27 protein-coding genes are annotated in these 26883 nt (G+C 67.0%); 15 read left to right on the forward strand and 12 right to left on the reverse strand.

The features are described from left to right. Positions 1-98 precede the first annotated feature (98 nt). A complete protein-coding gene (uxuA, locus tag ACXN5S_RS09985; RefSeq protein ID WP_458605284.1) occupies positions 99-1283 on the forward strand; it encodes a mannonate dehydratase in 1185 nt (394 codons plus the stop codon). Between the two features lie 5 nt (positions 1284-1288). Here uxuA and ACXN5S_RS09990 read toward each other — a convergent pair whose 3' ends face one another. Next, positions 1289-2317: a siderophore-interacting protein gene (locus ACXN5S_RS09990; protein ID WP_458605285.1), complete on the reverse strand. Its 1029-nt coding sequence runs from the start codon at positions 2315-2317 to the stop codon at positions 1289-1291. A 322-nt stretch (positions 2318-2639) separates the two neighbouring features. Between ACXN5S_RS09990 and ACXN5S_RS09995 the strand changes: the two genes are divergently transcribed. Continuing rightward, a complete protein-coding gene (locus ACXN5S_RS09995) occupies positions 2640-3656 on the forward strand; it encodes a hypothetical protein (protein WP_458605286.1) in 1017 nt (338 codons plus the stop codon). Between the two features lie 73 nt (positions 3657-3729). Here ACXN5S_RS09995 and ACXN5S_RS10000 read toward each other — a convergent pair whose 3' ends face one another. The 3 genes from ACXN5S_RS10000 to ACXN5S_RS10010 are packed head-to-tail and all read right to left on the reverse strand — an operon-like array spanning position 3730 to position 6309. Next, entirely contained in the window at positions 3730-3822 is a 93-nt protein-coding gene (locus ACXN5S_RS10000; protein ID WP_458605287.1) for a DUF2474 family protein, read from the reverse strand. Between the two features lie 8 nt (positions 3823-3830). Beyond that, positions 3831-4862: a cytochrome d ubiquinol oxidase subunit II gene (cydB, locus tag ACXN5S_RS10005; RefSeq protein ID WP_458605288.1), complete on the reverse strand. Its 1032-nt coding sequence runs from the start codon at positions 4860-4862 to the stop codon at positions 3831-3833. Next, positions 4849-6309: a cytochrome ubiquinol oxidase subunit I gene (locus tag ACXN5S_RS10010; protein ID WP_458605289.1), complete on the reverse strand. Its 1461-nt coding sequence runs from the start codon at positions 6307-6309 to the stop codon at positions 4849-4851. The genes cydB and ACXN5S_RS10010 overlap by 14 nt, the downstream gene beginning before the upstream one ends. 226 nt (positions 6310-6535) lie before the next feature. Here ACXN5S_RS10010 and ndk point away from each other — a divergent pair, with 226 nt between their 5' ends. Next, entirely contained in the window at positions 6536-6958 is a 423-nt protein-coding gene (gene ndk / locus ACXN5S_RS10015) for a nucleoside-diphosphate kinase (RefSeq protein ID WP_458605290.1), read from the forward strand. Between the two features lie 96 nt (positions 6959-7054). Here the strand turns inward: ndk and ACXN5S_RS10020 are convergent, their stop codons facing one another. Next, complete coding sequence (locus ACXN5S_RS10020; RefSeq protein ID WP_458605291.1) at positions 7055-7543, reverse strand: transglycosylase SLT domain-containing protein; 489 nt, start codon at positions 7541-7543, stop codon at positions 7055-7057. 785 nt (positions 7544-8328) lie between these two features. On the opposite strand from ACXN5S_RS10020, the gene ACXN5S_RS10025 reads away from it, so the two are divergent. The 9 genes from ACXN5S_RS10025 to ACXN5S_RS10065 all read left to right on the forward strand — a co-directional run bounded on the left by ACXN5S_RS10025 (position 8329) and on the right by ACXN5S_RS10065 (position 18720). Continuing rightward, positions 8329-9273 carry a sugar-binding transcriptional regulator gene (locus ACXN5S_RS10025; protein ID WP_458605292.1) on the forward strand — a complete coding sequence of 315 codons (945 nt, stop codon included), beginning with the start codon at positions 8329-8331 and terminating at the stop codon, positions 9271-9273. Between the two features lie 139 nt (positions 9274-9412). Continuing rightward, complete coding sequence (locus tag ACXN5S_RS10030) at positions 9413-10729, forward strand: ABC transporter substrate-binding protein (protein WP_458605293.1); 1317 nt, start codon at positions 9413-9415, stop codon at positions 10727-10729. A 141-nt stretch (positions 10730-10870) separates the two neighbouring features. After that, on the forward strand, positions 10871-11737 hold the full coding sequence (locus tag ACXN5S_RS10035) for a carbohydrate ABC transporter permease (RefSeq protein ID WP_458605294.1): 867 nt from the start codon (positions 10871-10873) through the stop codon (positions 11735-11737). 15 nt (positions 11738-11752) lie between these two features. Next, positions 11753-12583, forward strand: coding sequence for a carbohydrate ABC transporter permease (locus tag ACXN5S_RS10040; RefSeq protein WP_458605295.1), 831 nt, complete (start codon positions 11753-11755; stop codon positions 12581-12583). Positions 12584-12661: 78 nt separating this feature from the next. Then, a complete protein-coding gene (locus ACXN5S_RS10045; RefSeq protein WP_458605296.1) occupies positions 12662-13666 on the forward strand; it encodes an ABC transporter ATP-binding protein in 1005 nt (334 codons plus the stop codon). A 66-nt stretch (positions 13667-13732) separates the two neighbouring features. After that, positions 13733-15205, forward strand: a complete 1473-nt coding sequence (locus ACXN5S_RS10050; protein WP_458605297.1) for a mannitol dehydrogenase family protein — start codon at positions 13733-13735, stop codon at positions 15203-15205. A gap of 1 nt (position 15206) precedes the next feature. Next, entirely contained in the window at positions 15207-15899 is a 693-nt protein-coding gene (locus tag ACXN5S_RS10055; protein WP_458605298.1) for an HAD family hydrolase, read from the forward strand. A 23-nt stretch (positions 15900-15922) separates the two neighbouring features. Beyond that, a complete protein-coding gene (locus tag ACXN5S_RS10060) occupies positions 15923-17479 on the forward strand; it encodes an FGGY family pentulose kinase (RefSeq protein WP_458605299.1) in 1557 nt (518 codons plus the stop codon). Positions 17480-17634: 155 nt separating this feature from the next. Next, positions 17635-18720: an alkene reductase gene (locus ACXN5S_RS10065; RefSeq protein ID WP_458605300.1), complete on the forward strand. Its 1086-nt coding sequence runs from the start codon at positions 17635-17637 to the stop codon at positions 18718-18720. 97 nt (positions 18721-18817) lie between these two features. Here ACXN5S_RS10065 and ACXN5S_RS10070 read toward each other — a convergent pair whose 3' ends face one another. Genes ACXN5S_RS10070 through ACXN5S_RS10095 form a run of 6 tightly spaced genes read right to left on the reverse strand, consistent with a single transcriptional unit; the run spans position 18818 to position 22623 of the window. Next, a complete protein-coding gene (locus tag ACXN5S_RS10070; RefSeq protein WP_458605301.1) occupies positions 18818-19276 on the reverse strand; it encodes a c-type cytochrome in 459 nt (152 codons plus the stop codon). After that, a complete protein-coding gene (locus tag ACXN5S_RS10075) occupies positions 19273-19728 on the reverse strand; it encodes a c-type cytochrome (RefSeq protein WP_458605302.1) in 456 nt (151 codons plus the stop codon). The genes ACXN5S_RS10070 and ACXN5S_RS10075 overlap by 4 nt, the downstream gene beginning before the upstream one ends. Next, complete coding sequence (locus ACXN5S_RS10080) at positions 19725-20264, reverse strand: methylamine dehydrogenase light chain (RefSeq protein WP_458605303.1); 540 nt, start codon at positions 20262-20264, stop codon at positions 19725-19727. Before ACXN5S_RS10080 ends, ACXN5S_RS10075 begins: the two co-directional genes overlap by 4 nt. Positions 20265-20301: 37 nt before the next feature. Beyond that, positions 20302-20907 carry a methylamine dehydrogenase accessory protein MauD gene (gene mauD / locus ACXN5S_RS10085; RefSeq protein ID WP_458605304.1) on the reverse strand — a complete coding sequence of 202 codons (606 nt, stop codon included), beginning with the start codon at positions 20905-20907 and terminating at the stop codon, positions 20302-20304. Positions 20908-20929: 22 nt separating this feature from the next. After that, positions 20930-21463, reverse strand: coding sequence for a MauE/DoxX family redox-associated membrane protein (locus tag ACXN5S_RS10090; protein WP_458605305.1), 534 nt, complete (start codon positions 21461-21463; stop codon positions 20930-20932). Continuing rightward, entirely contained in the window at positions 21460-22623 is a 1164-nt protein-coding gene (locus ACXN5S_RS10095; protein ID WP_458605306.1) for an amine dehydrogenase large subunit, read from the reverse strand. Before ACXN5S_RS10095 ends, ACXN5S_RS10090 begins: the two co-directional genes overlap by 4 nt. 187 nt (positions 22624-22810) lie before the next feature. Between ACXN5S_RS10095 and ACXN5S_RS10100 the strand changes: the two genes are divergently transcribed. Continuing rightward, positions 22811-23725: an AraC family transcriptional regulator gene (locus ACXN5S_RS10100; RefSeq protein WP_458605307.1), complete on the forward strand. Its 915-nt coding sequence runs from the start codon at positions 22811-22813 to the stop codon at positions 23723-23725. Between the two features lie 189 nt (positions 23726-23914). After that, positions 23915-24748, forward strand: a complete 834-nt coding sequence (locus ACXN5S_RS10105; RefSeq protein ID WP_458605308.1) for a GNAT family N-acetyltransferase — start codon at positions 23915-23917, stop codon at positions 24746-24748. Between the two features lie 139 nt (positions 24749-24887). Here ACXN5S_RS10105 and ACXN5S_RS10110 read toward each other — a convergent pair whose 3' ends face one another. Beyond that, on the reverse strand, positions 24888-25784 hold the full coding sequence (locus tag ACXN5S_RS10110) for an AraC family transcriptional regulator (RefSeq protein ID WP_458605309.1): 897 nt from the start codon (positions 25782-25784) through the stop codon (positions 24888-24890). 156 nt (positions 25785-25940) lie between these two features. Here ACXN5S_RS10110 and ACXN5S_RS10115 point away from each other — a divergent pair, with 156 nt between their 5' ends. Further along, positions 25941-26879 carry an alpha/beta hydrolase family protein gene (locus tag ACXN5S_RS10115; protein ID WP_458605310.1) on the forward strand — a complete coding sequence of 313 codons (939 nt, stop codon included), beginning with the start codon at positions 25941-25943 and terminating at the stop codon, positions 26877-26879. Positions 26880-26883 lie beyond the last annotated feature (4 nt).

A 26883-nucleotide genomic window follows, 5' to 3' on the forward strand; every position in this document is an offset into this window, starting at 1 on the left:
TGCAAAGACGGTTGCACCATTCTACCATACTAGTCAACAATGCGCTGGACAGGCCGCCCAAGCTCTGGCCAGAAGAGACGACAGTTGAGGGGATGAGGATGCGCGAAAGTTGGCGCTGGTTCGGGCCGCAGGATCCGATCACGATCGAGGATGTGCGCCAGACCGGCGTGCCAGCCGTGGTGTCGGCGCTGCACCATCTGCGCTCCGGCGAGCTGTGGGCGGCGGAGGAGATCGCCCGCCGCCAGGCCGAGATCCGCGCCGGCGGGATGGAGTGGGAGGTGGTCGAGTCGCTGCCCGTTTCAGAGGCCATCAAGCGGCAGACCGGCCCCTGGCGCGAGCATATCGCCACCTATGTGCAGAGCCTTGAGAACCTCGCCGCCGCCGGCATCGAGGTGATCTGCTACAACTTCATGCCTGTCCTCGACTGGACGCGCACCGATCTGGCCTGGGGCCTGCCGTCGGGCGCCACGTGCATGCGGTTCGACTATGTCGATTTCGCCGTCTTCGACCTGCATGTGCTGGGCCGGGCAGGGGCCAGCTACCCCGATGACATCACCGCCGCCGCCGCCGAGCGCGCGGCGGAGATGGACGAGGCCACCCGCGACCGCCTGACCCGCGCCATCCTCTTCGGCCTGCCGGGTGAGCCGGAGGGCCTATCGCTGGAGAAGCTCACCGCCGAGCTCGACGCCTATGCCGAGATCGGGCCGGAGGTGCTGCGCGCCCATCTCATCGCCTTTCTTGAGGAGGTTGTGCCGGTGGCCGAGCGGCTCGGGCTGCGGCTCTGCTGCCATCCCGACGATCCGCCGTTCCCGCTGCTCGGCCTGCCGCGCGTCATGTCGACCGAGGCGGATTACGCCGCGGTGCTGAACGCAGTCGACTCGCCCGCCAATGGCATGACCTTCTGCACCGGCTCGCTCGGCGGGCGGGGCGACAACGACCTGCCCGGCATCGTGCGCCGCTGGGGGCCGCGCATCGCCTTTCTGCATCTGCGCAACGTGGCGCGCGACGCGCCTGTGCCGCCGGCCTCGTTCCACGAATCGGGGCATCTGGCTGGTGATGTCGACATGCTGGCGGTGATCGAGGCGGTGCTTGAGGAGGAGGCCCGCCGCCGCGCCGAGGGCCGCGCCGATCATGACATTCCCTTCCGCCCCGACCACGGGCTCGACATGTCAGACGATGCCCGCCGCCGTGCCCAGCCGGGCTATCCGCTGGTGGGCCGCCATGTGGGCCTGGCGGAGCTGCGGGGCGCCATCGCCGCGATGTCACGCAAGCCCGGGGCCTGAGCCGGCTACCAATAGGCGGCGCAGTACATATGCTCGCGCGCCACGCCGAGGGTCTGGCGGAAGTGCGCGCGCATCTGCCTGGCCTCGGCCTTGCTGGCGGCGAACCAGTAATGCGTCTCGCCCTTCGGCCCGCGCAGGCCGGCGGCGGCCTCGGTTAGGCTCTCGCCCTTGCCACGGATCAGCCAACGCGCTTCGATCTGCGAGGCGGTTTGCACCTCCTGGACGGCGCTCTCGTCCCCGGCCAGCAGCAGCACCTCACCCCGCTGGTCGGGCCGGGCCTGCTCCAGCATGCGCAGAAGTGCCGGCACTGCCGTCTCGTCGCCCGCCATCATCAGCCAGGGCTCTACGGGCGTGTCGTCCTTGCCCGAGAAGGAGAGGCCGACCCGTTCGCCGATGGGGCGGGAGAGGCACCAATCCACCGTCGGGCCGCCCTCGTGGCGGAAGATGTCCACCATCATCACGCCGGCATCGGCATAGACGTGGCGGGCCGTATAGGCGGGGCAGAAGGGCGCGCCGGGCCCCTTCGGCCAGTCGACGGTGCCGCGGGCCGACATGCGCGGCCAGACGGGCGCGGCGATGCCGGGCTGCTGGCGGAACATGCGAAAATGCAGGCCGCCGGCCGCGAAGGGCGCCATGTCGCCCTCCAGCGTGAGGCGCAGGTATGAGCGGTTGAGCTCGCGCACATCCACCACATCGGCGAAGTGGAAATTGGGCGGCACTTGGCCGCTCAGATCCTCGCCGCTCCAAACAGGCTCGGCCAGCACGAGGTCGTAGCCGCCGAGGTACCACGAGACGAGCCCGCGCGTCGCCACCAGCCCGCCGATGTCGCCCGCCTCCACCGCGATGCGGGCCGCGCCACCGCCGAGGTCGATCTTGGCTCGACCGGTCTGCCTCTCGGCCTGCAACTGGCCGGGCGCCGGCTGCGAGAGGCCAAAATCATCCTCCGCCGCGCGGGTTGCGAGGTAATTGCGGAAGGCGGCGGTGTCTTCGATGGTGACGAAGGTCGCGCTTTCAAGCTGGGTCACGGCGGGCATCCCGGGCGATATTGAAGTCGGCAGATTCCTATCCGATGAAATCAGTCAGGAAAAGTCGAAAGCCGCGCACGAAGCCGTGGGGCGGCGGCGGCACGCAGCACGGAACCGCCGGCGCGCGGCCAATATCCGCCGGCCTTTGACGCTTTTTGCAAATGTCTCAATTGGGGGATGCCGATTGACAGGTCTCGCCCATCCTCTGACCATCCGAGTCGCCTGAAGGGTTCGCATCAGCCGCTGCTTGGAAGAGCACCGCTGAGAACGGGCGCGTCGCGAGGAGGAAAGCGGCGCTGTCCGATCGGCCCGGGCAAGGAGGAGGAAAATCATGAGATCTGCACTGACATTACTGCTCGGCAGTACGGCAGCGCTCGGCGGAGCGCAGGCGGCTGTGGCCCTCGACGCCGACTACTGGCGCGGCGGCTGGCGCACCGAGCTCGGCACCGATCCGCATATCTACGAGTTCGTCATCGAGGGCAAGACGGTGCGAGGCTACTACTGCACCAGCTGCTCCGACGTCACCACCGCCGGCTTCATCGACGGCACGTGGAGCGAGGAGGAGGGGCTGAGCTACACCGTGCGCTTCCCCAATCCAGACGGCTCGATCCATACGACGCTGACGCAGCACGCGATGCTCGATGGCAGCCAGATCACGGTCACGGGCGATGGTGTCGAGGGCGATCTGGCCCTCATCAAGGATCCGCGCGGCCCCGATATCGGCGCCAATCCGGTCGAGATGTATCCGCCCGGCACGCCGGCGACGCCCGCCATGGAAGAGGTGCCGCCGCAGGGCAAGACGGCTGGAACGACCGTGCAGGCGGCCTCCGACGGCTACTGGCAGCCTGCGGAGTTCACGCAGGAGCTCGGCATCGATGACGTGGCCGGCACCTGGATCGCCCTGTTCTGGGGCGGCGTCGGCATGAACAAGCAGCTGTTCAATTTCGTCCGGTTCGAGGACGGGATCCGCGGCTATGTCTGCGGGCGCTGCGACAACCCGTGGACGCACGGCAGCCTTGAGGACATCGTGATCGACGGCGAGCTGGTCTACTATAAGATCGCCCATGAAGACTGGGGCCCGCCCGGCTCCTGGCACCAGGATGTCGGCCGCATCGTTCAGAACGAAATGGTCGTCGCCGCCTTCATCGACCAGGACGTGAACGCGGAGAACATCCCGGCTGAAGCGCCGCCCATCGAAGGCTACGTCTATTCGATGCTGGGGCCGATCTCGATGGAGGCAACTGCGGGTAATTCCTCGGAGAATGTCGACATCTGGGGCCCGGGCACCGGCTCCTCGGTCCAGCCGCCGGAGGGCCGCGAGCCCGTCGCCTTCGCCTTCCCGGAGTAGAAGGCTGCCGCGCCGGAGCGGAGTTCTTGCGAGCTTCGCTCCGGTGTACCCCGCACCCGGATTGCCTCTCCGCCTAGAGGATCATCAGCCGGATGAGATAGGCCACCGCGCCCACGCAGGCGACGCTCGCCAGCCAGAGGCCGGCGAACCAGAAAAGCCGCGACACGCCGCGCTTCAATGATACCCCGCCTCGGGGTCGATCTTGCCGCGGAATACCCAATAGGCGAAGGCGGTATAGATCAGGATGATCGGCACCAGCACCGCGGCGCCGATCAGCATGAAGATCTGGCTGTTCTCAGGTGCGGCGGCCTCCCAGATCGTCACCTCGGTCGGTACGACATAGGGGTACATCGACAGGCCGAGCCCCGCGAAGGCCAGCACGAACAGCCCCAGCGACAGCACGAAGGGCAGGCCGTCGCGCCCGTTGCTGCGCAACGTCATGGCCAGCAGGCCGGCCAGCACCAGCGTGATCACCGCCACCGCGACGGCCAGGCCAATGCGCCAGCCGCCGAACCAGCGCAGGTAGTAGCCCTCCTGCAGGAAGGGCGTCCACAGGCTGACGAGCCCGATGAAGATTACCGTGCCGACCATCAGCACCATGGCCTTGCGGCGCATCCGGGCCTGCAGCGCGCCGGTGGTCTTGGCGACCAGCCAGGTGGCGCCGAGCAGCATGTAGCCGCACATCAGCGCCACGCCGACGAGCAGCGAGAAGGGCGTCAGCCAATCCCACCAGCCGCCGGAATAGGCGCGGGCGGCCTCGTCGATCTCGATACCCTGGAGCAGCGCGCCAAGGGCGATGCCCTGCGCCAGCGTGGCGACGGACGAGCCGAGGATGAAGGCCCAATCCCACATCCAGCGGCCCTTCGTGGCGCGCCAACGGAACTCAAAGGCCACGCCGCGAAAGACCAGCGCCAGCAGCATGGCGATCAAGGGCGCGTAAAGCGCCGGCAGGATCAGCGCATAGGCCAGCGGAAAGGCCGCCAGCAGCCCGCCGCCGCCGAGAACGAGCCATGTCTCGTTGCCGTCCCAGACAGGGGCGACAGAGTTCATCATCACGTTGCGGTCGTCCTCACGCCGCTCGGTCGCGAAAAGCATGCCGAGGCCCAGATCGAAGCCGTCGAGCACAACATAGACGAGCACTGCGAAGGCGATGATAAACGCCCAGACGACGGTCAGATCGAAGGAGATGCCCTCAACGAACGGCATGAGCGCCTCCACGTTTGCCGGAATGGCCGCGGGCCGCCTCGCCCGGGGCCGGGGTGATGCCAGAGGCGCGGGTCGGCCCGTCGGTGGAATCCTTCAGGCGTGGCTCGCCGGCGGCTGGCGCATGGCCCATGAGCCGCAGGATGTAATAGGTGCCGGCCCCGAAGAGCGCGAAATAGATCACGATGAACGCCACCAGCGAGGCGCCCACGGCCGGGGCTGCCAGCGGCGCCGCGCTGTCGACGGTGCGCAGCATGCCGTAAACGGTGTAGGGCTGGCGCCCGACCTCTGTCGTGATCCAGCCGGCGAGGACCGCGACCAGGCCCGACGGCCCCATGAGCACGCCGAAGCGGTGCAGCCAATGCGCGTCGTAGAGCTGCCCGCGCATCCGAGCGATGAGCGACCAAAGGCCAAGGCCCAGCATCGCGAAGCCAAGCGCCACCATGATGCGGAAGGCCCAGAAGACGATGAAGACCGGCGGCTGGTCCTCGTCCGGCACGGTATCAAGCCCGTCGAGCGGTGCGTCCCAGCTGTGCTTGAGGATCAGCGACGACAACTTCGGGATGCCGATGGCGTAGTCGAGCGTCTGCGTTTCGTCATTCGGGATGCCGAACAGGTAGAGCGGCGCGCCGTCGGGATGGCTCTCGTAATGGCCCTCCATGGCCATCACCTTCACCGGCTGATGCTCCAGCGTGTTCAGCCCGTGCTGGTCGCCGAGGAAGATCTGCACCGGCGCCACCACCACCGCCATCCACATCGCCATCGAGAACATCGTGCGCGTCGCGGGCGTCGCCAACTCGTTGCGGCGGCGGGCGCGCAGCAGGTGCCATGCGCCGACGCCGCCGACGATGAAGGCGGTGGTGAGATAGGCTGCGGTGACGGTATGGGCGAGCCGGTAGGGGAAGGAGGGGTTGAAGATCACCTGCCAGAAGTCGGTCGGCAGGAACTGCCCCGTCTCGGGATCGATCTCGAACCCCGCCGGCGTCTGCATCCAGGAATTGACGCTGAGGATCCAGAAGGCCGACAGCGCGGTGCCCCCGGCCACGGCGATACAGGCGATCATGTGCAGCGCGGGGCCGACACGGTCGCGCCCGAAGAGCATGATGCCGAGGAAGCCGGCCTCGAGGAAGAAGGCGCTGAGCACCTCATAGGCCATCGGCGCGCCGATCACCGGGCCGGCCTTGTCGGAGAAGACCGACCAGTTGGTGCCGAACTGGTAGGACATCACGATGCCCGAGACGACGCCCATCGCGAAGGCGATCGCGAAGATCTTCACCCAGTAGCGGAAGAGTGCGAGGTAGCGCTGCTCCTTCGTCCACAGCCACATGCCGTTCAGCACGGCGAGATAGCTGGCCAGGCCGATGGTGAAGGCGGGGAACAGAAAGTGGAAGCTCACCGTGAAGGCGAACTGGATGCGCGCGAGGAGGATGGCGTCGAACGATCCAAGCATACGCAGGCCCTCTGTATCGGCCCGCCGCAGGGGTGGCAGGCGCAGCTCCTCAATAGCACGGGGGGCAGGGCGCGGAAACGGGGCGCCGGGTCGCACCCGGCGTCACAAGCTGCTTTTGCGGGGGCAGGGCGCCCGATGGCGCCTTCCCTCCGGCTCTGGTGCATGCTAACCGCGCCGCGATCAATTCAGCCGGCCCCGCCGGCCCCATCCATCAAGAGGTAAGCCCATGGCCACCGAACGCACGCTTTCGATCATCAAGCCCGACGCCACCCGCCGCAACCTGACCGGCGCCATCAACAAGAAGTTCGAGGATGCCGGCCTGCGCATCATCGCGCAAAAGCGCATCCTGCTGACGGTCGCTCAGGCCGGCGAATTCTACGCCGTGCACAAAGAGCGCCCCTTCTTCGGCGAACTGACCGAATTCATGGCCTCCGGCCCCGTCGTGGTGCAGGTGCTGGAAGGCGAGAACGCCATCAGCAAGAACCGCGAAGTCATGGGCGCGACCAACCCCGCCGATGCCGCGCCGGGCACCATCCGCGCCGAATTCGCCGAGAGCGTCGGTGAGAACTCCGTTCACGGCTCTGACGCGCCGGAGACGGCGGCCGAAGAGATCGCCTTCTACTTCTCGGGCCTCGAGCTGGTTGGCTGACTTGGTGGGTGCGTGCTGAGCACGCACCCTACGGCCTGACATGAAAACGGGCACGCGCCGGCAAGGTGCGTGCCCGTTTCTCGTTTGGGGGTGTGCTCAGCCGCGTTCGGCGGCGCAAAGCTCGCGGCTGTTCAGCCCGGTCTCGACGAGCAGGCAGCGGTCGCGCGCCTCGTAATAGTAGCCGCGGGCATACCAGCCGACGGCCGCGTCGATATCGCCGTCAGAGACGAGCCAGGCGCCGCGCAGGTAGCGGCCGGCATATTCCAGATTGGTGGCCGCATCGAGCAGGCCGGAGGGCGGGCCGTCATAGCCCATCGTTCCGGCCGTGGCGGGCAGGATCTGCATGAGCCCGTAGTAGGGCCCGTTGCGAGCGCCGGGGTTGTAATCGCTTTCGCGCTGGATGACGCGGTGCAGCAGCTCTTCGGGGATACCGAGGCGCTGGGCATAGGCGCGGATCATCTGGCGCATCTCGCCGGTCTCGCCGGGATATAGCGTCGGCGCCGAGCGGGTGACCTCGGGCTCTTTCGTAGCGCAGGCCGAGAGGGCAAGGGCCGCCGCAAAGGCAGCCAGGGCAAGGGATTTCATCGCGCAACCTTTCGCGGGAGCTGACCGTGGAGGGAGCGGGGCGAAAGACCGGCGGGCCGGAGGGCGGCAATGGATGCCGCCGCGCTGGCCTGGCCGGTGACGATAAGTGTCGTTCTGCCGCTCATGGCGGCACATTAGCCGCGGAGCGGGCCAATTCCAGAGGGCCGCACAGTCATCGGCGCCTCTCCGCCCATGTAGGGCGAAGGGCGTGGGATGCGGGCGCTCGTTCCCCCGAGGGGCCTAGATGCTGGCGTAATCGCGGAACATCACCGGCACCGGCTGCGGGGCCGGCTGGGAGGGTTGCTGCTGGGGTTTCGGTTGCTGTGATTTCTGCGTCATTTGCTCGTCCTCAAGTTGCGCGTTCGGCTCTTCCGTCCGCACGCCTCCACCACTGCGTCTCAGTCAGCGTGTGGATGCTGGCGCTCATCGGGTGGAAGTGGGGCAAGATCAAGGAGCGTCGAACAGGGGGCCCGGGGCCGGCCTCTTTCCGCCGTTCGAAGGCGGGATCTGGCCGGGGAATGTTTCAGGCGGGCAGGGGGTTAAGTGTCTGAAATTATGAGGGGTTCATGAAAATGGTCAACGGACTGCTGCACGAATGCCGCGCCCGAAACTTATCGTGAACCGTGCCGACGCTTTCCCGTCACAGATCGGCGTGCGGCCCGGCCTGTCACCGCCGTGCCCGCGATTCGAGATGCACCACTGCTGCGGCGCCGCGCCCGGTGGCGGCTGGAGCCTTGTCATTGCAGGGTGACCCCCGCACGATGACGACCGGGAAGGAGATTTGGATGGATTTTGCCGACCGCAGACTGGACGACGCCGCGCGGGCCGCCTGGCTTTCCTATATCGCCGGCAAGAAGCAGGACGAGATCGCCCAGATCATGGGGATCTCCCGGCAATCGGCGCAGCGTCTCATCAGTCAGGCGCAGGCCGCCGGTCTGGTGAAGGTGCGAATCGATCACCCCATCGCCCGCTGTCAGGAGCTGGCCGCGCGCCTCAGCGACAGCTTCGGGCTGGAGCTCTGCGAAGTGGTCCCCACTCTGACCTCGCCGGCGACCTCGCTGTCGGCGGTGGCGCAGGCGACGGGCGACATCCTTGAGCAATGGCTGCTGCGGCCCGAGCCGCTGGTCATCGGCCTTGGCACCGGGCGCACCCTGCGCGGCGCCATCGAGCATTTGCCCCATCTCGACTGCGCGCAGCACAAGGTCGTCTCGCTCACTGGCAACATCGCGCCCGATGGCTCGACGGCCTATTACAACGTGCTCTTCACTATCACCGACAAGGTGACGGCGCCGACCTTCCCCATGCCGCTGCCCGTCATCACCTCGACCCCCCAAGAGCGCGAGGCGCTGCTGGGTCAGGAGATGCTGGCCACCACCCGGGCGCTCGCCTCGAAAACCGATGTGCGGTTCGTCGGCGTCGGTACGCTGGGCGAGCGGGCGCCGCTGCGGCTGGACGGGTTCATCAGCGTCGAGGATCAGGAGCGGCTGCGCGCCAAGGGCGGCGCCGGCGAGGTGATCGGCTTCGTCTTCGATGCCGAGGGGCGGCTGATCGACGACGAGGTGAATGCCCGTGTCTCCTCTGCGGAGATCGTCCCGTCGCCGGCCACGCCAACCATCGCCGCGGCGCAGGGCCGCGAGAAGGTAACCGCGATTCGCGCGGCGATGCTGGGCGGCCTGGTCAGCGGCCTTGTCACCGACGAAGACACGGCTGACGCACTTCTCGCGCAGTAATAACCTTAAATCAAAAGCTTGTACGTCGAAGCTCGCGCTCACGCCGCAGCGCGGCGACGATTGTCTGTTGACCATCCTCACCCATTTTTGAGAAAAAGCCCGCGAGCTTAGCATTTGCTCAAGACCTTGGGAGGATCTTATGACCAAGACCATCCGCGCCCTCATGGGCGCCACCGCGCTGTCTGCCGTCGGCTTTGCCGCGGCCGCGCAGGAAACGACCCTGACCATCGCCACCGTGAACAACGGCGACATGATCACCATGCAGGGCCTCACCGACGACTTCACCGCTCAGCACCCCGACATCGCCCTCGAGTGGGTGACGCTGGAAGAGAACGTGCTGCGCCAGCGCGTGACGCAGGACATCGCCACCGGCGGTGGCCAGTTCGACGTGCTGACCATCGGCACCTACGAGGTTCCGATCTGGGCGAACCAAGGCTGGCTCGTGCCGCTCGACAACATGGGCGACGATTACGCCGCCGATGACCTGCTGCCCGCCATCTCCGACGCGCTCAGCGTTGACGGCACGCTCTACGCCTCGCCCTTCTACGGCGAGAGCGCCATGGTGATGTACCGCACCGATCTGGCTGAAGAAGCCGGCGTGACCATCCCCGAGAACCCGACGTGGACGGACATCATGACCGCCGCCGAGGCGATGACCGACCGCGACAACGAGATCTACGGCATCTGCCTGCGCGGCAAGGCCGGCTGGGGCGAGAACATGGCCTTCCTGACGGCCATGGCGAACTCCTACGGTGGCGCCTGGTTCAACAACGACTGGGAAGCCCAGTTCGAGAGCGAGCCGTGGCAGTCCGCCGTCGCCGACTACCTGATGATGATGGAGAACTACGGTCCTCCGGGCGCCGCCAACAACGGCTTCAACGAGAACCTGTCGCTCTTCCAGCAGGGCAAGTGCGGCATGTGGATCGACGCGACGGTCGCGGCCAGCTTCGTGACCAACCCCGACGATTCCACCGTGGCTGACTCGGTTGGCTATGCCGTCTTCCCGAACAAGGAAGGCGTCGACAACCACGGCAACTGGCTCTGGGCCTGGTCGCTGGCCATCCCGGCTTCTTCCGAGAAGCAGGATGCCGCCAAAGCCTTCATCGCCTGGGCGACCGGCCCCGGCTACGCCCAGATCGTCGCCGATGCGAACGGCTGGCGCTCGGCCCCTCCCGGTACGCGGACCTCGCTCTATGAGAACCCCGACTACCAGGAAGCTGCGCCCTTCGCCGAGATGACGCTCAACGCGATGAACGCGGCTGACACGATCAATCAGTCCGTGATGGAGACGCCCTACACGGGCGGCCAGTTCGTGGCGATCCCGGAATTCGCGGGCATCGGCACCCAGGTCGGCCAGGAAATCTCTGCCGCGCTCGCCGGTCAGCAGACGGGCGAAGAGGCTCTGGCCAATGCCCAGGCCTTCACGACGGACGAGATCGAAGCCGCCGGTTACTAAGCCTGCCTGAAGACAGGCCAAATTAGGGGGGCGGCTCTAGCTGCCCCTCCACCTTCCGGGGGGCGGCAGGCCCGCCCCCCGGCATCGCTCCTGGATCACTCGTGGTGGGTCCGGTCGAGCATAAGGGGAGGACACCGCGCCATGGCGACACAGCATTCCCGCTCCGCCGCACGTCTGATGATGACCCCCGCCGTCGTCCTGCTTCTGGCCTGGATGCTCGTGCCGCTCATCATGACGCTGTACTTTTCGTTTACCGATTACCGGCCCCTTCGCGGCGTCTTCGACTGCTGCGTGGGCTTCGACAATTACGAGCGCTTCATCACGTCAAGCTCGTTCATCGATTCCGTTCTCACCACGCTCATCATGGTGGCCGGCATCCTCGCCATCACCGTCATCGGCGGCATCCTTCTGGCGCTGCTGCTCGACCAGCCGATGTGGGGGCAGGGGATCGTGCGTATCCTCGTCATCGCGCCCTTCTTCGTGATGCCCACCGTCTCGGCGCTGGTCTGGAAGAACATGTTCATGGACCCGGTGAACGGCGTCCTGTCACATCTATGGCGCTTCTTCGGGGCGCAGCCGGTCGACTGGCTCTCTCAGGCGCCGCTCTTCTCGATCATCCTGATCGTCAGCTGGCAATGGCTGCCCTTCGCCACGCTCATCCTGCTCACCGCCATCCAGTCGCTCGACAGCGAGCAGCTCGAGGCGAGCGAGATGGACGGTGCGCCGATGCTCAAGCGCTTCTGGTTCATCATCCTGCCGCACCTGGCGCGGGCGATCACCGTGGTCGTGCTGATCCAGACGATCTTCCTGCTCTCGATCTTCGCAGAGATCTTCGTGACCACGCAGGGCAGCTTCGGCACCCGCACGCTCACCTACCTGATCTACCAGCGCGTGCTGGAAAGTCAGAACGTCGGCCTCGGCTCTGCCGGGGGGATCATCGCCGTCATCCTTGCCAATATCGTCGCCATCTTCCTGATGCGCGCCGTCGGCAAGAACCTTGACGCCTGAGGGGGAGGAGCAGACATGGCACGCGCCGTCACATCTCAGCGCAAGACGCTGAACACCATCTTCGCCTGGGCGATCGGCCTTCTGATCTTCTTCCCGATCCTCTGGACGTTCCTGACCAGCTTCAAGACAGAAGGCACGGCCATAGCCAATCCGCCGGTCTTCCTGTTCTTTGACTGGACGCTGGAGAACTACGCGACCGTGCAGGAGCGCAGCAACTACGCCCGCTACCTGTGGAACTCGGTCGCCATCGCGGGGGGCTCCACCATCCTGGGCCTCATCGTCGCCGTGCCGGCGGCCTGGTCGATGGCCTTCGTGCCGGGGCGGCGAACCAAGGACATCCTGATGTGGATGCTCTCGACCAAGATGCTGCCGGCGGTGGGGGTGCTTTTCCCGATCTACCTCATCTGCATCCAGCTCGGCATTCTCGACAGCAAGATCGCGCTGATCGTCATCCTGATGCTCATCAACCTGCCGATCATCATCTGGATGCTCTACACCTACTTCCGCGAGATCCCCGGCGAGATCCTCGAGGCCGGGCGGATGGACGGGGCGGGGCTGAGGGAGGAGATCCTCTACATCCTCACGCCCATGGCGGTGCCGGGCATCGCCTCGACGCTGCTGCTCAACTTCATCCTCGCCTGGAACGAAGCGTTCTGGACGCTCAATCTCACCACGGTCAACGCGGCGCCGCTGACGGCCTTCATCGCGAGCTATTCGAGCCCCGAGGGCCTCTTCTTCGCCAAGCTCTCCGCCGCCTCCACCATGGCCATCGCGCCCATCCTGATCCTTGGCTGGTTCAGCCAGAAGCAGCTGGTGCGCGGCTTGACCTTCGGTGCGGTCAAATGAGCCGGGCAGAGTACGACATTTCTAGGGGGAGGGGCCAAGGCTCCGTAGCGGGCCAAGGCCGGGACAAGGAATAAAGACATGGGACGCATTCAACTCAAACAGGTCCGCAAGGCTTTCGGCGAGGTCGAGGTCATCCCGCCGCTGGATCTTGAGATCAACGATGGCGAGTTCGTCGTCTTCGTCGGCCCCTCGGGCTGCGGCAAGTCCACGCTCTTGCGCCTGATCGCTGGGCTGGAGGATGTCTCCTCCGGCCATATCGAGATCGACGGCAGCGACGCCACCATGGTGCCGCCCGCCAAGCGCGGCCTCGCCATGGTCTTCCAGTCCTACGCGCTCTATCCGCATATGAGCGTGCGCAAGAACATCGCCTTCCCGCTGCGCATGGCCAAGATGGACCAGGCCGAGCAGGACCGGCGCGTGAATGCCGCCGCCGAGGTCTTGAACCTCAAGGCCTATCTCGACCGGCGCCCCGGCCAGCTTTCGGGCGGCCAGCGCCAGCGTGTCGCCATCGGGCGTGCCATCGTGCGCGAGCCGGCGGCCTTTCTCTTTGACGAGCCGCTCTCCAACCTCGACGCGGCGCTGCGCGTCGGCATGCGGCTGGAGATCAGCGAGCTGCACAAGCGGCTCGATACGACGATGATCTACGTTACGCACGACCAGGTCGAAGCCATGACCATGGCCGACAAGATCGTGGTGCTGCAGGCCGGGCATATCGAGCAGGTGGGTTCACCGCTGGAGCTCTACCGTGCCCCCCGCAACCTCTTCGTCGCCGGCTTCATCGGCAGCCCGAAGATGAACCTGCTGACCGGCCCCGAGGCAGAAAAGCGCGGCGCCAAGACAATCGGCATCCGCCCCGAGCACATCACCGCTTCGTCCACCGAAGGGGCGTGGCAGGGCAAGATCGGCGTGTCCGAGCATCTGGGCAGCGACACCTTCTTCCATGTGCATCTTGAAGGCCGCGAAGAGCCGATCACCGTGCGGGCCGGCGGCGAGGTCGACCTGCACCACGGCGACACGATCTACCTGACGCCGCAGGAAGAGCACATGCACCGGTTCGGGCCCGACGATCTGCGGATCGCCTGAGCCTGCTCCCGGGCCGCCGTTCCTCCTGGCGGCCCGGGCCAATTCTCTTGCCACCAGGAAGACCCCATGTCGGTTAAGCTTTCCTTGTCGACCCTCGATGACCTGCCGCAGAATGTGGGCCGGCCCTCCTATGCGCGGGCCGATCTCGCCCCCGGCATCCTGCATTTCGGCGTCGGCAATTTTCACCGCGCCCATCAGGCCATGTATCTCGACAGGCTGTTCGAAGCCGGGGAGAGCCGCGACTGGGCGCTGGTTGGCGCCGGCGTCTTCGAGGGTGAGAAAAAGGCGCGCGATGTGCTTCAGGCACAGGACTGGCTGACGACGCTGGTCGAGCAGGAGGCGGAGAGCAGCGAGGCGCATGTGCTGGGCTCGATGGTCGATTTCCTAGAGCCTGCGAATGCGGAGGCGATCATCGCCCGCATGGCCGAGCCCGATATCCGCATCGTCTCGCTGACGATCACAGAGGGCGGCTACTTCCTCGATTCCAAGGATGATTTCGACCCGACGCACCCGGCCATCGCCGCCGATGCGGCGGACCCGGAGCATCCGAAAACTGTCTTCGGCATGATCATCGCGGGCCTGCGTGCCCGGCGCGACGCCGACCTCGCACCCTTCACCATCATGTGCTGCGACAACATCCCCCATAACGGCGCCGTCACCCGGCGCACGCTCGCCGGCCTCGCCCGGCTGAGCGACCCGGATTTCGCGCAGTGGATCGAGGACAACGTCTCGTTCCCCAATGGCATGGTCGACCGGATCACCCCCGCCACGGGCGACCGCGAGCGGACCATCCTGAAGGAGGAGTTCGGCGTCGAGGACGGCTGGCCCGTCTTCTGCGAGGGCTTCGTCCAATGGGTGCTGGAGGATGACTTCCCCCTCGGCCGCCCGGCCTTCGAGGAGGTCGGCGTGCAGTTCGTGCCCGATGTCGCGCCCTTCGAGCTGATGAAGCTGCGCATCCTCAACGGCGGCCACGCCGCCATCGCCTATCCCGCCGGGCTGATGGACATCCACTTCGTCCATGAGGCGATGGAGAACGAGCTGGTGCGGGCCTTCCTGCGCAAGGTCGAGGAAGAGGACATCATCCCCACCGTGCCGCCGGTGCCGGATACAGATCTGCAAGGGTACTTCGATCTCATCGAGACGCGCTTCTCCAACCCCAAGATCGGTGACACCATCCGCCGGCTCTGCCTTGACGGCTCGAACCGTCAGCCGAAGTTCATCGTGCCAACGCTCCGCGACGCTCTGGCGCAGGGCCGCTCGTTCGAGGGATTGGCGCTCGAATCCGCGCTCTGGTGTCGCTATTGTGCCGGCACGACGGATAGCGGCGCCGAGATCGCCCCGAATGACCCAAGCTGGGACAGGCTTGTCCCCAAGGCGCTAGAGGCGAAGGAGCGGCCCGACGCATGGCTGGAGATGAGCGCGATCTATGGCGATCTGGGCCACGATGCCCGCTTCTCGTCCGCCTTCGCCAAATGGCTCCGCCAGCTCTGGGCCGAGGGCACGGCCGCCACGCTGCGGGCCTATCTCGACGGGGCCTGACATGACGGCCGGCGCAGCACTCGCGGGCGCGCCGCCGGCCCTGATCATCTTCGATTGCGACGGTGTGCTGGTCGACAGCGAGCCCATTTCGCTGGGCGTGACGCTTGAGATGCTGGCCGAGGCGGGCCTCAGCCTCACGCCGCGCCAGGGCTATGACGAGCTGCTCGGCCGCTCGCTGGGCACCATCGCCGCATGGGCGGAGGAGGAGCATGACGTCTCGCTCACCGCTGCTCACCTTGCCGCGATGCGCGAGCGGCTCTTTGCCCGCTTCCGGGCCGAGCTGCGCCCCGTGCCCGGCGTGGCCGAGGCGGTTTCGGCGCTGCCCTGGCCCGTCTGCGTCGCCTCCTCCTCGCAGCCAGACCGCATTCGCCTGAGCTTGGAGCTGGCGGGCCTCTTGCCGCTGTTCGAGCCGCATATCTTCAGCGCCAGCATGGTGGCGCGCGGCAAGCCGGCGCCCGATCTCTTCCTGCATGCAGCCCGTGAAATGGGCGTGGCCCCCGCCGATTGCGTGGTCATCGAAGACAGTCCCGCCGGCATCGCGGCGGCCAAGGCGGCGGGGATGCGCGTGGTCGGCTTCACCGGCGGTGCCCATGCCGCACCGGCCGGGCTTGCCGAGGCGGTTGCAAATTCCGCCCCCAGCGCCATCATCTCCAGCATGGCCGAATTGCCCGCGCTGCTCGGCGCAGAACACTGAAGGCGAGGGGGCCGGGAGGGGGAATGTCCGGGTACATCTGTGCCGTTGATGTCGGGACGCGCAGCGCCCGTGCCGGGCTGTTCGACGCAGCCGGAAGGATGCTGGGCCGCGAGGTCGCGGCCTTCCGCAGCTATGAGACCGGGGCGGACCGGGCCGAATACGCCTCCGACGAGATCTGGGCCTCGGTCTGCGCCGCGGTGCGGCAGCTCCGCGAGCGTGCCGGCGTGGGCGCCGAGGAGGTGCGGGCGCTGGCCTTCGACGCCACCTGTTCGCTCGTCTTGCAGGATGCCGACGGGATGCCCCTGCCGCTCGGCCCCGGCGGGCGCGACACCATCGCCTGGTTCGATCATCGCGCCACGTCGGAGGCGGAGGAGATTTCCGCCACCGGCCACCCGCTGATCCGCCATCACGGCGGCGCTCTCTCGCCCGAGATGCAGGCGCCGAAACTGCTCTGGCTCAAACGCCAGCGCCCCGAACTGTGGGAGCGGCTCGGCAGCGCCCGCGACCTGACGGATCATCTGGTCTGGCGGGCGACAGGGCAGCGCATCGCCTCGGCCTGTACGCTCTCGGCCAAGTGGCCTTACCTGCCAGAGGCCGGCGGCTGGCAGGACGATCTGCTCGGCCAGGTGGGCCTGGAAGATCTGCGGGCGCGCGCGGCTTTGCCCGAGGCGCCCGCGCCCGTCGGCCGAGTCGCCGGCACGCTCACCGGCGCCGCCGCCGCCTCTTTGCGCCTGGCGGTCGGCACGCCCGTGGCCGTGGGGCTGGTCGATGCCTATGCGGGCGCGCTCGGCTGCCTTGGCGCCGCGGGTGATGACGGGCGCGGCCTGACCCTGATCGCCGGCACCTCGATCAGCCTGATGGCGGTGACGGAGACGCCGGTCTTCGCGCCCGGCCTCTGGGGGCCGTTTCGCGATGCGGTGCTGCCGGGCCTCTGGTGCTCCGAAGGCGGGCAATCGGCGGCGGGCGCGCTGCTCGACTATGTGCTCGATCTCTGGCCCGGTGCATCGGCCGCCGCGCACCCGACCCATGACAGCGTGCTCGACAGGATAGAAGTGCTGCTGCGCGAGCAGGGTCCGGGGTTCGGCCGACCCATCCATGTGCTGCCCGATTTCCGCGGCAACCGCTCACCGCTGGCCGATGCCGCCAGCCGCGGCGTCATCTCGGGGCTCACGCTCGACCGCAGCTTCGATGGGCTCTGCGCGCTCTACTGGCGCACCGCTGTCGGCCTTGCTCTCGGCGCCCGACAGATCCTCGGCCATATGAGCGCCGCCGGGCTGGCGGCGGAACGGCTGGCCATCGTCGGCGGCCTCACGCGTTCGCCGCTGATCTCTCAGCTTTATGCCGATGCGACGGGCCTTGCGATCCACCGCCCCGAGGTGAAGGACAGCGTGCTGCTTGGCACCGCCATGGCTGGCGCCGTAGCCGCGGGGATGCAGCCCAGCCTTGCAGAGGCCGCGCGCCAGATGGCCGGCGATGTGGAGAGCTTCCTGCCCGATCCGGACCGGGCCGAGGGCTACCAGCAGGATTACCGCGCCTTCTGCCTGATGCAGCGCCAGCGCGAGGAGCTGGCGGCGCTCTAAGGGCGGCCCAGCCATGCGCGCGCCGCGAGTCCGTCTTTCGCCCGGCGGGATTGTAACGCCGGCGCGCCTGCTTAGCTCCATGACAGACCGGGGAAAATTCCCCAGCGAGATCAGCCGCCCGGCGCCGTGCGCCTGGGCGCGAAAGGACGACCCACATGACCGATTCACCGCTCTTCCAGCCCTACGACCTTGGCCGCATCCGCCTGGCCAACCGCGTCGTCATGGCGCCGCTCACCCGCAACCGCGCCGGCGCCGGCCTGGTGCCGAGCGAGCTCGCCGCCGAGTATTACAGCCAGCGTGCCAATGCCGGGCTGATCATCACCGAGGCCACCCAAATCTCCCGCCAGGGTCAGGGCTATCAGGACACCCCCGGCATCTACACGCCCGAGCAGGTCGAGGGCTGGAAGGCCGTGACGCGCGCCGTGCATGACAAGGGCGGCAAGATCTTCCTGCAGCTCTGGCATGTCGGCCGCATCAGCCATGTCGACCTGCAGGAGAATGGCGCCGCGCCCGTCGCGCCCTCTGCCATCCGCGCCGAGGCGAAGACCTTCGTCGGCGGCACCTTCGCCGATACCTCCGAGCCGCGGGCCCTCACGCTGGAGGAGATCCCCGGCATCGTCGAGGATTACCGCCGCGCCGCCGCCAATGCCATCGAGGCCGGCTTTGACGGCGTCGAGATCCACGGCGCCAACGGTTACCTGCTCGACCAGTTCTCCAAGGACGGTGCCAATGAGCGCACCGATGCCTATGGCGGCTCCATCGAGAATCGCGCTCGCCTGATGCTGGAAGTGGCCGGAGCCGTGGCCAAGGAGATCGGCGCCGACCGCACCGGCATTCGCCTGTCGCCCGTCTCGCCGGCCAACGGCGTCTCGTCCAGCGATCCGCAGGCGCAGTTCGACTACATCGTGGATGGGCTGAACGCGCTCGGCCTCGTCTACATCCACGTGGTGGAGGGGGCGACGGGCGGCCCTCGCGATGCCGTGCCGTTCGATTTCGCCGGGCTACGCAAGCGCTTCAAGGGCACCTGGATCGGCAACAACGGCTATGACCGCGCCCTCGCCGAAGCCCGCATCGAGAGCTGCGAGGTCGACCTCATCGCGTTCGGCCGCGCCTATATCGCCAACCCCGACCTCGTCGCGCGCCTGAAGACAGGCGCCACGCTCGCCGAGGCCGATCGTGCGACGATGTATGGTGGTGGTGCCGAGGGCTACACCGACTACCCGGCGCTCGAAGAGGCCTGAGGGCGATGGCCCGGCCGGAGGGTCGGGTCGTTCATCGGGTAGAAGAACCCATATCGCGAGAACAGCTCCGCCCGGGAACCTCCCGGGCGGAACCACGTCAGGGCCAGGGGTATACGGCTGTCTCGATGCCGCGGTCTGCGAGCTCTGCGACAACCTCGCGGCGGTAGTCGACGATGTTGCCGACCTCCAGCCCCCGCAGATAGGCGACCTCGTCGCCATCGAAGGGCTGGTAATCCTCCGGAAGCGAGGTGCCGGCCCACGTTTCCACGATGAAGTTCAGCACCTCGGCCACATCGGGCTCGTTCAGGCCCGAGCCTACAACGTTCGGCACATTGGCGAGATAGGCGCGGCCGGCCTCGTCGGCGGCGAAGGTGCCGATCAGGTTGACGAAATCGGGGATGCCGACCTCTGTCAGCCCGTGCCCGTCCACCCCGTGACAGCCGACGCAGCGCAGGATGTAGTTCGTCTTCGCGGTGCGCCCCGAGCTGAGGTCCGTCGCCATGGCGGGCATCGCCGCCCCGGTGAGGGCGGCGGCGCAAAGCAGGGGGCGGATCATTCGAGCGCCCCTTCCCGCAAGGCATGGATCGCCGAGCCGTCGAGCGGTGCCGCGCGCAGCCCGGCAAGCGTGTCTGCGTCGAGCTCTGGCTCGAGGCCGTTCAGCTCGCCGAGCACGTAAGCCGCAAGATCGACGATCTCGTCGTCCTCCAGCCAGTCGTGCCGCGGCATCGCCACGCCGATATACATCACGCCGCCGGCGGTGATGCGGCCGGTCAGACCGCCCAGAACCACCGAGCCGAAATAGGTCGGCGCGTCGTCACCCAGCCCCTCCCAAAGCGGGGCATCGACCAGCGGCGGGGCAAGCCCCGGCTGGCCGATGCCGCCCGCCTGATGGCAGGCCGCACAGTTTTCATCGAACAGCGCCGCGCCCCGGGCGGCGTCCTGCGCCGCGGCCGGAGCCGCAAGCGCATTCAGCCCGCAGAGCAGTATCGCGGAAGGCGCAAGCCTCATTCCGCAAGCCCCACGACGATGGCAACGGTGCAGTGGATGCCCTTGTTCTCGTTGGCCATGCACCAGCTCGATTCAGAGGCGAGACCCAGGCGATAGCCCGGCATGTCGCCTTCCTGGCGCGAGCAGCCTTCCGTGCCGCAGCCGCCTTTGCCACAGCAATCGTTGTACGAGACGAGGTAGTCCTTGTCATCGTTCGGGTTGCGGCAGGTGCCGACCCAGGCGACCTTCGAAGGCGTCGAGCCGGGCGGGCATTGCGTGACGGTGCCCCCGCACTGGCTGCACAGGCCGCCATGCAGCGAGCAGTAGCGCCAGTAGTCGCAATCGTCGGGCAGAACCTCGGGCTCGCCGAAGCCGCGGGCATAGGCCGCGCCGTTGGAATTGTCATAGGGCAGCATCGGCAGCACGCCCCCGCCAACCAGCGCCGCGCCGGCCTTGGAGAGGAAACTGCGCCGCCCCGAATGGTGGGCGATGTTGCGGGAGGTGCCCTCGATCTTGGCGTCGAACCAGTCCGAGAACGGTGTGAACAGCGATTTCAAAGCACGTATCCTTTTCGTTGAGACGGAAGTGAGGGGCTTAGTGCACGGGCTGTGCTTCGAGCCCGTCCATGTAGGACTGGATCGAGGGGGTCTTCATGTCGAAGGCATTGAAAAGGCTGTCGAACTGCTCGCGGCTGTTCACCAGGCCCTTGGCGCGCACCACGCCGTGCTCATCGAGCAGGACGGCATAGGGCAGGCGGGCCACCCGGTAGGCGAGCCCCAGCTCGGTCGTGACGACGTAAGGGTAGCTGTCCAGCTTCGCCGTCTCGATGAAGCGATCATGCTGCTCGGGCGAGCCGCCGTCAGAGGCGAGCACGACGTCGAGCCAGCTGCCTTCGGCGTTGCGGATCGATTCCACCACCGGCAGCAGCTTCTTGCAGACCGGGCAGGTCGGCGAGAGGAAGAACACCAGCGTGGCCCGGTTCGGCCGCGGGCCGATGGGGACCATGCCGCCGGTGCGGCTTTCGAGGTTGAACTTGGGGCTGGCCGAGCCGACCTCGGGGCCGGAATCGTTGACCAGCGCCCCCATGGGCGAGACCCGTTCGAAGAGAATGCCGACCTGACGGGCGAGGGCCAGTAGGGCGACGGCCAGTCCGATGATCATCAGGAACATGGCCGCGCAGATGAACGCGATAGCTGTCATGTGTTGTCCTTTGTTGCCTGGCTCAGAGCGAGCGGCGCGCGAGCGAGGCGTTGGAGAGCAGAAGGTCGGCCATCAGGAAGGCGACCCAGAGGAGGATGCCGGCAGCCAGAGCAGCGACTACGGAGAGGGCGGGAAGGCCGCCGGAGGGCAGGGCGGCGGCCAAAAGCGCCACGGCCGCGAGGATGCCATTGCGCCACAGAAGCGCCGGGCCGACAGCCTGGGGCGCACCGCCGCAACCGCATTCCACCGTGGTCCGCCCGCGGGAGACGTTGATGCCGATCGCGGCGGCGTAGAGCAGGAAGAGCCCCGCCCCGAGCACCATCGCGTAGCGCAACCCGCCCGGCACGACAGTGCCCAGCACCACCGCACCCTCGGCGATGACCAGCCCATAGGAGGCCGGGCGCACCAGAGCCTCGGGCAGGATCCGGTAGTCGGCGACGAAGCCGGTGAACTCGGTGAACTCCGAGACCTTGTGGTAGAGCGCCCGCAGGAAGATCAGCGCGACACCCGATCCCAGGGTGAGAGCCAGCATCGTTGAGACGGCGTCACTGTTCATTGCAGCGCCGCCGTTTCCATCACCGTCGAGAAGCCGATCCCGACGTTGGTCTCTGCCTTCTTCACCGCGAACTTGGCCTCGGTGTCGACCTCGTATCTGGCGATTTCATCGTCACGCAGGCTGAGCGTGTAGAGCACGGGCTCGGCATCGTCGGTCACGAAGACCGAGGTCGCGTTGGCCGCGGGCGAGCGGTAGAGCAGCGTCCCCGCCTCGATGTCATAGGCCCAGATCTCTTCCGAGCCGCGGTGATGCGTGCCGATCTCGTCGGACATGTGCATCGGCACGAAAGCGACGCCATTGGCCTCGTTGACGGTGAACGGAACATAGCCGCCCGGCAGCCAGCCCTCGGTGCCTTCGGTCATGGGGTAGGTCGTCACCAGCTCGACGGTGCCGGAGGCATCGGCGGCGCGGTAGATATTCCCGTTGTAGGACAGGAACATCAGGTCGCCCTGATAGCGGTCGGTGGCGAGATAGATCGGGTCGGCGTCGGGGTCGAAGATCATCTCGCTCCGCGTCGTATCGACGGTCTGGCCCGCGTCATCGAGAGCGACGGTCATGAAGCTGCCGTCGGAGCAGATGGTCGAGAAGCTGTGCCCTTCGAGCGTCGGGTACACGCCGAAGCAGCCGGGCGTCGGCACTTCCTGCACCACGGTATTGGTCGTGAGATCGACGATTGTGACCGAGGTCGCCGGCGTGGAGTTTTGAACGTAGATGAGGGTCTCGTCGGCGCTGAGCCGCAGCAGCGACGCATCGGCCGTGTATTGCGCGACCTTGAGCGGCAGCTCGATTTCCCGGACAGGGTTCAGGCGGTCGACGTCGAAGATCTGCAGAACATGCTCGGCATCGCCGTAGCTGAAGCGGCTGTAATAGCCCGAGACGTAGTACACCGTCTTGCCATCTGCCGAGACCGCCGAGTTCCCCTGCAGGCCCGCCGACATGATGCCTTTGAAGCCCAGATCCTCGGCGCCGTAGACGCGGATCGAGCTCGCGCTGTCCCAGCCCTGCATGTTGACGAAGATGTTGGGGCCGGGTTCGATCGTCTCCCGCACGCTGGTGGTTTCGAACTCGAAGGCTGGCTGATCGGCAGCGTCCTGGGCCGCGGCTGTCTGCGCCGCGAGGCTGCATAACAGCCCGATGCCGAGGGTCAGAGGTCTTGTCATCTGGATCTCCTTCATGACGAACGAGACCGGATGATGCAGGCGGGCCTGAAACGTGAATATCCAGTTTTGACGGGATATTCAGCCTATCATTCGAGCAGCTGGCGAACCGATTCTGCCTTTACCCCTCGGCAAGGCGAGGCGTAGCTTTTGCGGCAATTCCAGTGAATGTCTGTTCGGGTATCTGGTGATGAACCTCCACGCCACCTCTTTGTCGATCACGACCTATCTAGACCCGACGCTGCAGGAAACCGGCCTTCGGGGCTGGGACCAAAGGTACATGCGCACCGTCGCCGGCGAGTTCGAGGGCAGCGTCACCCGCATCGATTTCGGCCCTGTCGTCATGCTCGACGAGCGGATGAACCTCGGGGTCATCCAGTGGAGCGCACCGCCGCCGGGCACCATCGTGCTCGGTTTCATGCCCGCCGCCGATAACCCGCGGATGAACGGTGTGCCTGTCGGGGGCATGGCCATGCTCCAGCGCGGCGGGGCGGAAGTCATGGTGAACAGCCCGCAGCATACCCGCGGCGTGGTCATCCAGCTCGACAGTTCGGCCTTCGTGCTGCCCGACCGGCTGTTCCACCGCAGCCCGATCGTACTTCACCCGATGACGGCCGGCATGGACGACACCGCCCGCTTCATAGAGACCATCCTGGTCTCGGCGGCCGGAAACATCTGCTTCTCGCCAAGCGAGTTCGGGCGGATGATGGGCGAGGTGCTGGTTGCGAGGGTCCAGCGGGTCCTCGACGAATTCGGCGACAGCGCCCAGGCCACACCGCTGGGCATCGACCAGGCCGTAAGGATCGTCGAGCAGGCGGAGCGGGCGTTCACGGCCCATCAGGCGGAAGGCCTCACCGTCGCCACCATGGCGGAGGCGCTGCACATCTCGCAGCGCCAGTTGCGCGAGGCCTTCTCGACGGCGCTCAGCACGACGCCGCGGGAATGGCTCCTCTTGCGGAAGCTCGACGCGGTGCACCGGCAGCTCCTGAAGGGCGGCGATCAGTCCCTGACCCGCCTCGCTCTCGACAGCGGCCTCGGCCACCTCGGCCGGTTCGCGGCCTACTATGAGCGGCTCTTCGGGCGATTGCCTTCGGCGGAGCGATAGGGCTGGGCCTCGGCGGGTTGGTCGGTCTTCCTGCGGATGTTGGTAGCCACTCCATGGGGGGTGAATGGGGGCCTGTCGCGACGGGCGAACCAGTCGATTGACCGTGGAGGCCAGTGTCGCCAGTCTGGAGCCCATGAAAGCAGCAAGCCCGCACATCTGGCGCGCCCCCCCGTGCGCGGCTCTCACGTGATGAGCACGCCGGTCTACAGGAATGCTGGCCTCAGCGAAATCGCGCTTCTGCTCGATTGGGCGGCGGCAGAGGGCTGGAACCCCGGCCTCGATGACGACGCCGCATTCCATGCCGCCGATCCGCAGGGCTTCTTCGTCGCAGAGCTGGACGGCACGCCCGTGGCCGGCATCTCGGTCGTGAACCACTCGCCGCAGTTCGCCTTTCTCGGCCTCTATCTCTGCCTGCCCGAGCACCGGGGCAGGGGGATCGGCTACGGCCTGTGGCGCCATGCGCTGGCCCACGCGGGCGAGCGCACCATCGGGCTGGATGGGGTGGCGGCACAACAGGCCAATTACGCCAAGTCCGGCTTTGCCCTTACAGGCCGCACCGTGCGCTTCGAAGGCCGGTTTCCGGCCACTCAGCAGGAGCTGCCCCTGGCGTCGCCCGATCAGCTCCCCAGGCTCATCGAGCTGGACAAAGAGGCCACCGGGACGTCCCGCCCCGCCTTCCTGACCAGCTGGACGGCGCAGGAGCCGTCTCGGAAGACGGTCGTATCGGCAGAGGGCGGCCACATAACCGGCTTCGCCACGGCGCGTTTGTGTCGCAGCGGCTGCAAGATCGGCCCGGTTGTCGCGCCCTCGGTCAGTATGGCGCTCCTCCTCGCCACACAGGCGGCGGCTGCCCTGGGCTGCGAGCAGGTCGCCATCGACATACCGGACGGGCAGGGCGCGTTCGAGGGGCTTCTGCGCGCCCGGGACTTCGCAGAGACATTCGCAACCGCCCGCATGTACCGGGGTGCCGTGCCCGCAACGGGTGAAACGGGGCGCGCGATTGCATCCATGGAATTGGGGTAGCCGCGGCTGTCAGGCCGCTGCACGGTTCAGGCGTTGCCGATTGCCTACGATCTATTGTCGTGCTGCTGAAGTCTGAGGGCTGACACAGTATCGGCGTTTAGATGGGTCGACGACTGTCGGCCCCGGGCGTTCTGGCCGGTCACCCTTGGGCGTCGGCGAAGGCTCCCGGTGGCCTGCCTGTATGACGGACGAAGGCCACGCTGAATGCACTCGCCGACCCGTAGCCAACCTTGCGTGCGATCTCGGCGATCGGGGCCGTCCTCTTCATCAGCATGTCCCCTGCCAAGGCCATGCGCCAGTTGGTGACATATTCCATGGGGGCGGTGCCGATGTCGCGGTGAAACCTCTCGTAGAAGGTCGATCGCGACATCGCGGCGGATTTTGCCAGGGCTGCGACCGTATGCGGCCGTCCGGGATCCGCATGGATCTCACGCAAGGCGACCGAAAGCTGGGGATCGGCCAGGCCACGCAGCATGCCGGGGGAGGCGATGGTGCCCGCGGTCGAGCGAAGCGCCTCGATCAGCAGCAGCTCCAGCAGGCGCCCCAGGACCATGTCGCGCGCCACCCGGCCGCTGCGTGTCTCGTCATCGATCATCTGCACCAGCTGCATCAGCCGGGCCTGTCCCTGGACATGCACGATATCGGGCAACAGCGACACGAGCAGCGCCCGGTCCCGCGAGGCAAAGGAACAATGGCCGACCAGCATGATCACGTCTGTGGGCACGTCGGGGTCTCCCTGCCGGATGACGCCGGGGCTGATCTCGTGCCACCGGGTCGGTGCCTGCGGCCCCGGCGGCACGAGGCCCGTGATCACGAAATCGAAGATCTCGGGCACCAGTACGAAATCGCCGGCCTCCAGCCGGATCGGATCACGCCCCGAAGGTGTCAGCAGGCACCCGCCCGCAACCATGGCGCAATAGAAGGGGTTGCCCATCTCCGTGCGTTCCACGCGCCAGCCTCCCCCCGCCGTCACCCGCTTGGAGATAGACGGGACGGGTTTCAGCAGGCCGACGACATCTGTGAGAGGATCGCTCATGGCTTCGGACATACGCTAATCATTCCCGGATTATCCGTTATAGAAAGTCCGGGGCGCGCCGTCCATCTCCTCGTCATGTGAACCGCTGGAGTTCAGACGCCGTGATCCCGGGTCCGGGCGCGGCGTCACCCCTTCATGACCAGGAGCTTTTGTCCCATGAACAACCTCATCGACCTGTCCCGCCATATTCCCGCGCCCGATGCGGCCCCGACCGTGGCCTATACCCCCCTCACCCTTCCGATGGAGGGTCGCCAGCCGCTCGAGCTGCGCATCACGGCGCCGGTGCAGGGCACGGGCATCCCGATCGTCCTGCTGTCGCATGGGCACGGGCCGTCGAACTACATCGCGTCGAAGGATGGATACGCCCATCTGGCGCAGTTCTGGGCCGAGCGCGGGTTTGCGGTGATCCAGCCCACCCATGCCAGTTCCCATGTTGCCGGATTGCCCGCGGACGCCGACGGGGCACCTTTCTTCTGGCGCGAGCGGGTGACCGAGATGAAGACTATCCTCGACCGCCTGGATGAGATCATGCTGCAGGCTCCGGCAATCTCGGGGCGCCTGGATCCGGCCCGGGTCGCCGCCGTGGGCCATTCGCTTGGCGGCTACACGACCAGCCTGCTGCTGGGCACCAGCGTGAAGGGAGAGGACTTCCGCGATCCGCGCATCTCTGCGGGCATCCTGTTGACCGCGCCCGGCCGTGGCGGCAGGGAGCTGACCCCGGAGAGCGCAGAGCGTTTTCCCTTCTTCAAGGTTGATTTTTCGACCCTGAAAACGCGGACCCTCGTGGTCTGCGGCGATGCCGATCAGCCGCATTTCACCACGCGCGGGCCGGACTGGTTCGCCGATTCCTTCCACGATGGCCCCGGGGCCGAGGCGCTGTTGACGATGCATGGTGTCGGCCACGGGCTGGGCGGCATCGCCTCGCTCGACGCAAAGGAAACCGAGGCCGAGGTCCCCGACGTCCTCGAAGCCACCAAGCGCATGACGCTTGCCTGGCTGCGCGACGCGCTCGGACTTGAAGAGGCGGCGTGGCAGACGGCTGTCGACGCGCTGGATGGCGCGGCATCTGCATTGGCCCGGGTTACGTCTGCGTAGCAGG

The organism is Pseudoroseicyclus sp. H15 (assembly GCF_054353345.1).

Coding starts and splice junctions, on each gene's coding strand:
- ACXN5S_RS10060 (WP_458605299.1), top strand. CDS start 15,923: ATGTCCGGGTACATCTGTGCCGTTGATGTCGGGACGCGCAGCGCCCGT.
- ACXN5S_RS10100 (WP_458605307.1), top strand. CDS start 22,811: ATGAACCTCCACGCCACCTCTTTGTCGATCACGACCTATCTAGACCCG.
- ACXN5S_RS10110 (WP_458605309.1), bottom strand. CDS start 25,784: ATGAGCGATCCTCTCACAGATGTCGTCGGCCTGCTGAAACCCGTCCCG.
- ndk (WP_458605290.1), top strand. CDS start 6,536: ATGGCCACCGAACGCACGCTTTCGATCATCAAGCCCGACGCCACCCGC.
- ACXN5S_RS10075 (WP_458605302.1), bottom strand. CDS start 19,728: ATGAGGCTTGCGCCTTCCGCGATACTGCTCTGCGGGCTGAATGCGCTT.
- ACXN5S_RS10090 (WP_458605305.1), bottom strand. CDS start 21,463: ATGAACAGTGACGCCGTCTCAACGATGCTGGCTCTCACCCTGGGATCG.
- uxuA (WP_458605284.1), top strand. CDS start 99: ATGCGCGAAAGTTGGCGCTGGTTCGGGCCGCAGGATCCGATCACGATC.
- cydB (WP_458605288.1), bottom strand. CDS start 4,862: ATGCCGTTCGTTGAGGGCATCTCCTTCGATCTGACCGTCGTCTGGGCG.
- ACXN5S_RS10115 (WP_458605310.1), top strand. CDS start 25,941: ATGAACAACCTCATCGACCTGTCCCGCCATATTCCCGCGCCCGATGCG.
- ACXN5S_RS10040 (WP_458605295.1), top strand. CDS start 11,753: ATGGCACGCGCCGTCACATCTCAGCGCAAGACGCTGAACACCATCTTC.
- ACXN5S_RS10105 (WP_458605308.1), top strand. CDS start 23,915: ATGAGCACGCCGGTCTACAGGAATGCTGGCCTCAGCGAAATCGCGCTT.
- ACXN5S_RS10055 (WP_458605298.1), top strand. CDS start 15,207: ATGACGGCCGGCGCAGCACTCGCGGGCGCGCCGCCGGCCCTGATCATC.
- ACXN5S_RS10010 (WP_458605289.1), bottom strand. CDS start 6,309: ATGCTTGGATCGTTCGACGCCATCCTCCTCGCGCGCATCCAGTTCGCC.
- ACXN5S_RS10070 (WP_458605301.1), bottom strand. CDS start 19,276: ATGATCCGCCCCCTGCTTTGCGCCGCCGCCCTCACCGGGGCGGCGATG.
- ACXN5S_RS10025 (WP_458605292.1), top strand. CDS start 8,329: ATGGATTTTGCCGACCGCAGACTGGACGACGCCGCGCGGGCCGCCTGG.
- ACXN5S_RS09995 (WP_458605286.1), top strand. CDS start 2,640: ATGAGATCTGCACTGACATTACTGCTCGGCAGTACGGCAGCGCTCGGC.
- ACXN5S_RS10065 (WP_458605300.1), top strand. CDS start 17,635: ATGACCGATTCACCGCTCTTCCAGCCCTACGACCTTGGCCGCATCCGC.
- ACXN5S_RS10020 (WP_458605291.1), bottom strand. CDS start 7,543: ATGAAATCCCTTGCCCTGGCTGCCTTTGCGGCGGCCCTTGCCCTCTCG.
- ACXN5S_RS10095 (WP_458605306.1), bottom strand. CDS start 22,623: ATGACAAGACCTCTGACCCTCGGCATCGGGCTGTTATGCAGCCTCGCG.
- ACXN5S_RS10035 (WP_458605294.1), top strand. CDS start 10,871: ATGGCGACACAGCATTCCCGCTCCGCCGCACGTCTGATGATGACCCCC.
- ACXN5S_RS10030 (WP_458605293.1), top strand. CDS start 9,413: ATGACCAAGACCATCCGCGCCCTCATGGGCGCCACCGCGCTGTCTGCC.
- ACXN5S_RS09990 (WP_458605285.1), bottom strand. CDS start 2,317: ATGCCCGCCGTGACCCAGCTTGAAAGCGCGACCTTCGTCACCATCGAA.
- mauD (WP_458605304.1), bottom strand. CDS start 20,907: ATGACAGCTATCGCGTTCATCTGCGCGGCCATGTTCCTGATGATCATC.
- ACXN5S_RS10045 (WP_458605296.1), top strand. CDS start 12,662: ATGGGACGCATTCAACTCAAACAGGTCCGCAAGGCTTTCGGCGAGGTC.
- ACXN5S_RS10050 (WP_458605297.1), top strand. CDS start 13,733: ATGTCGGTTAAGCTTTCCTTGTCGACCCTCGATGACCTGCCGCAGAAT.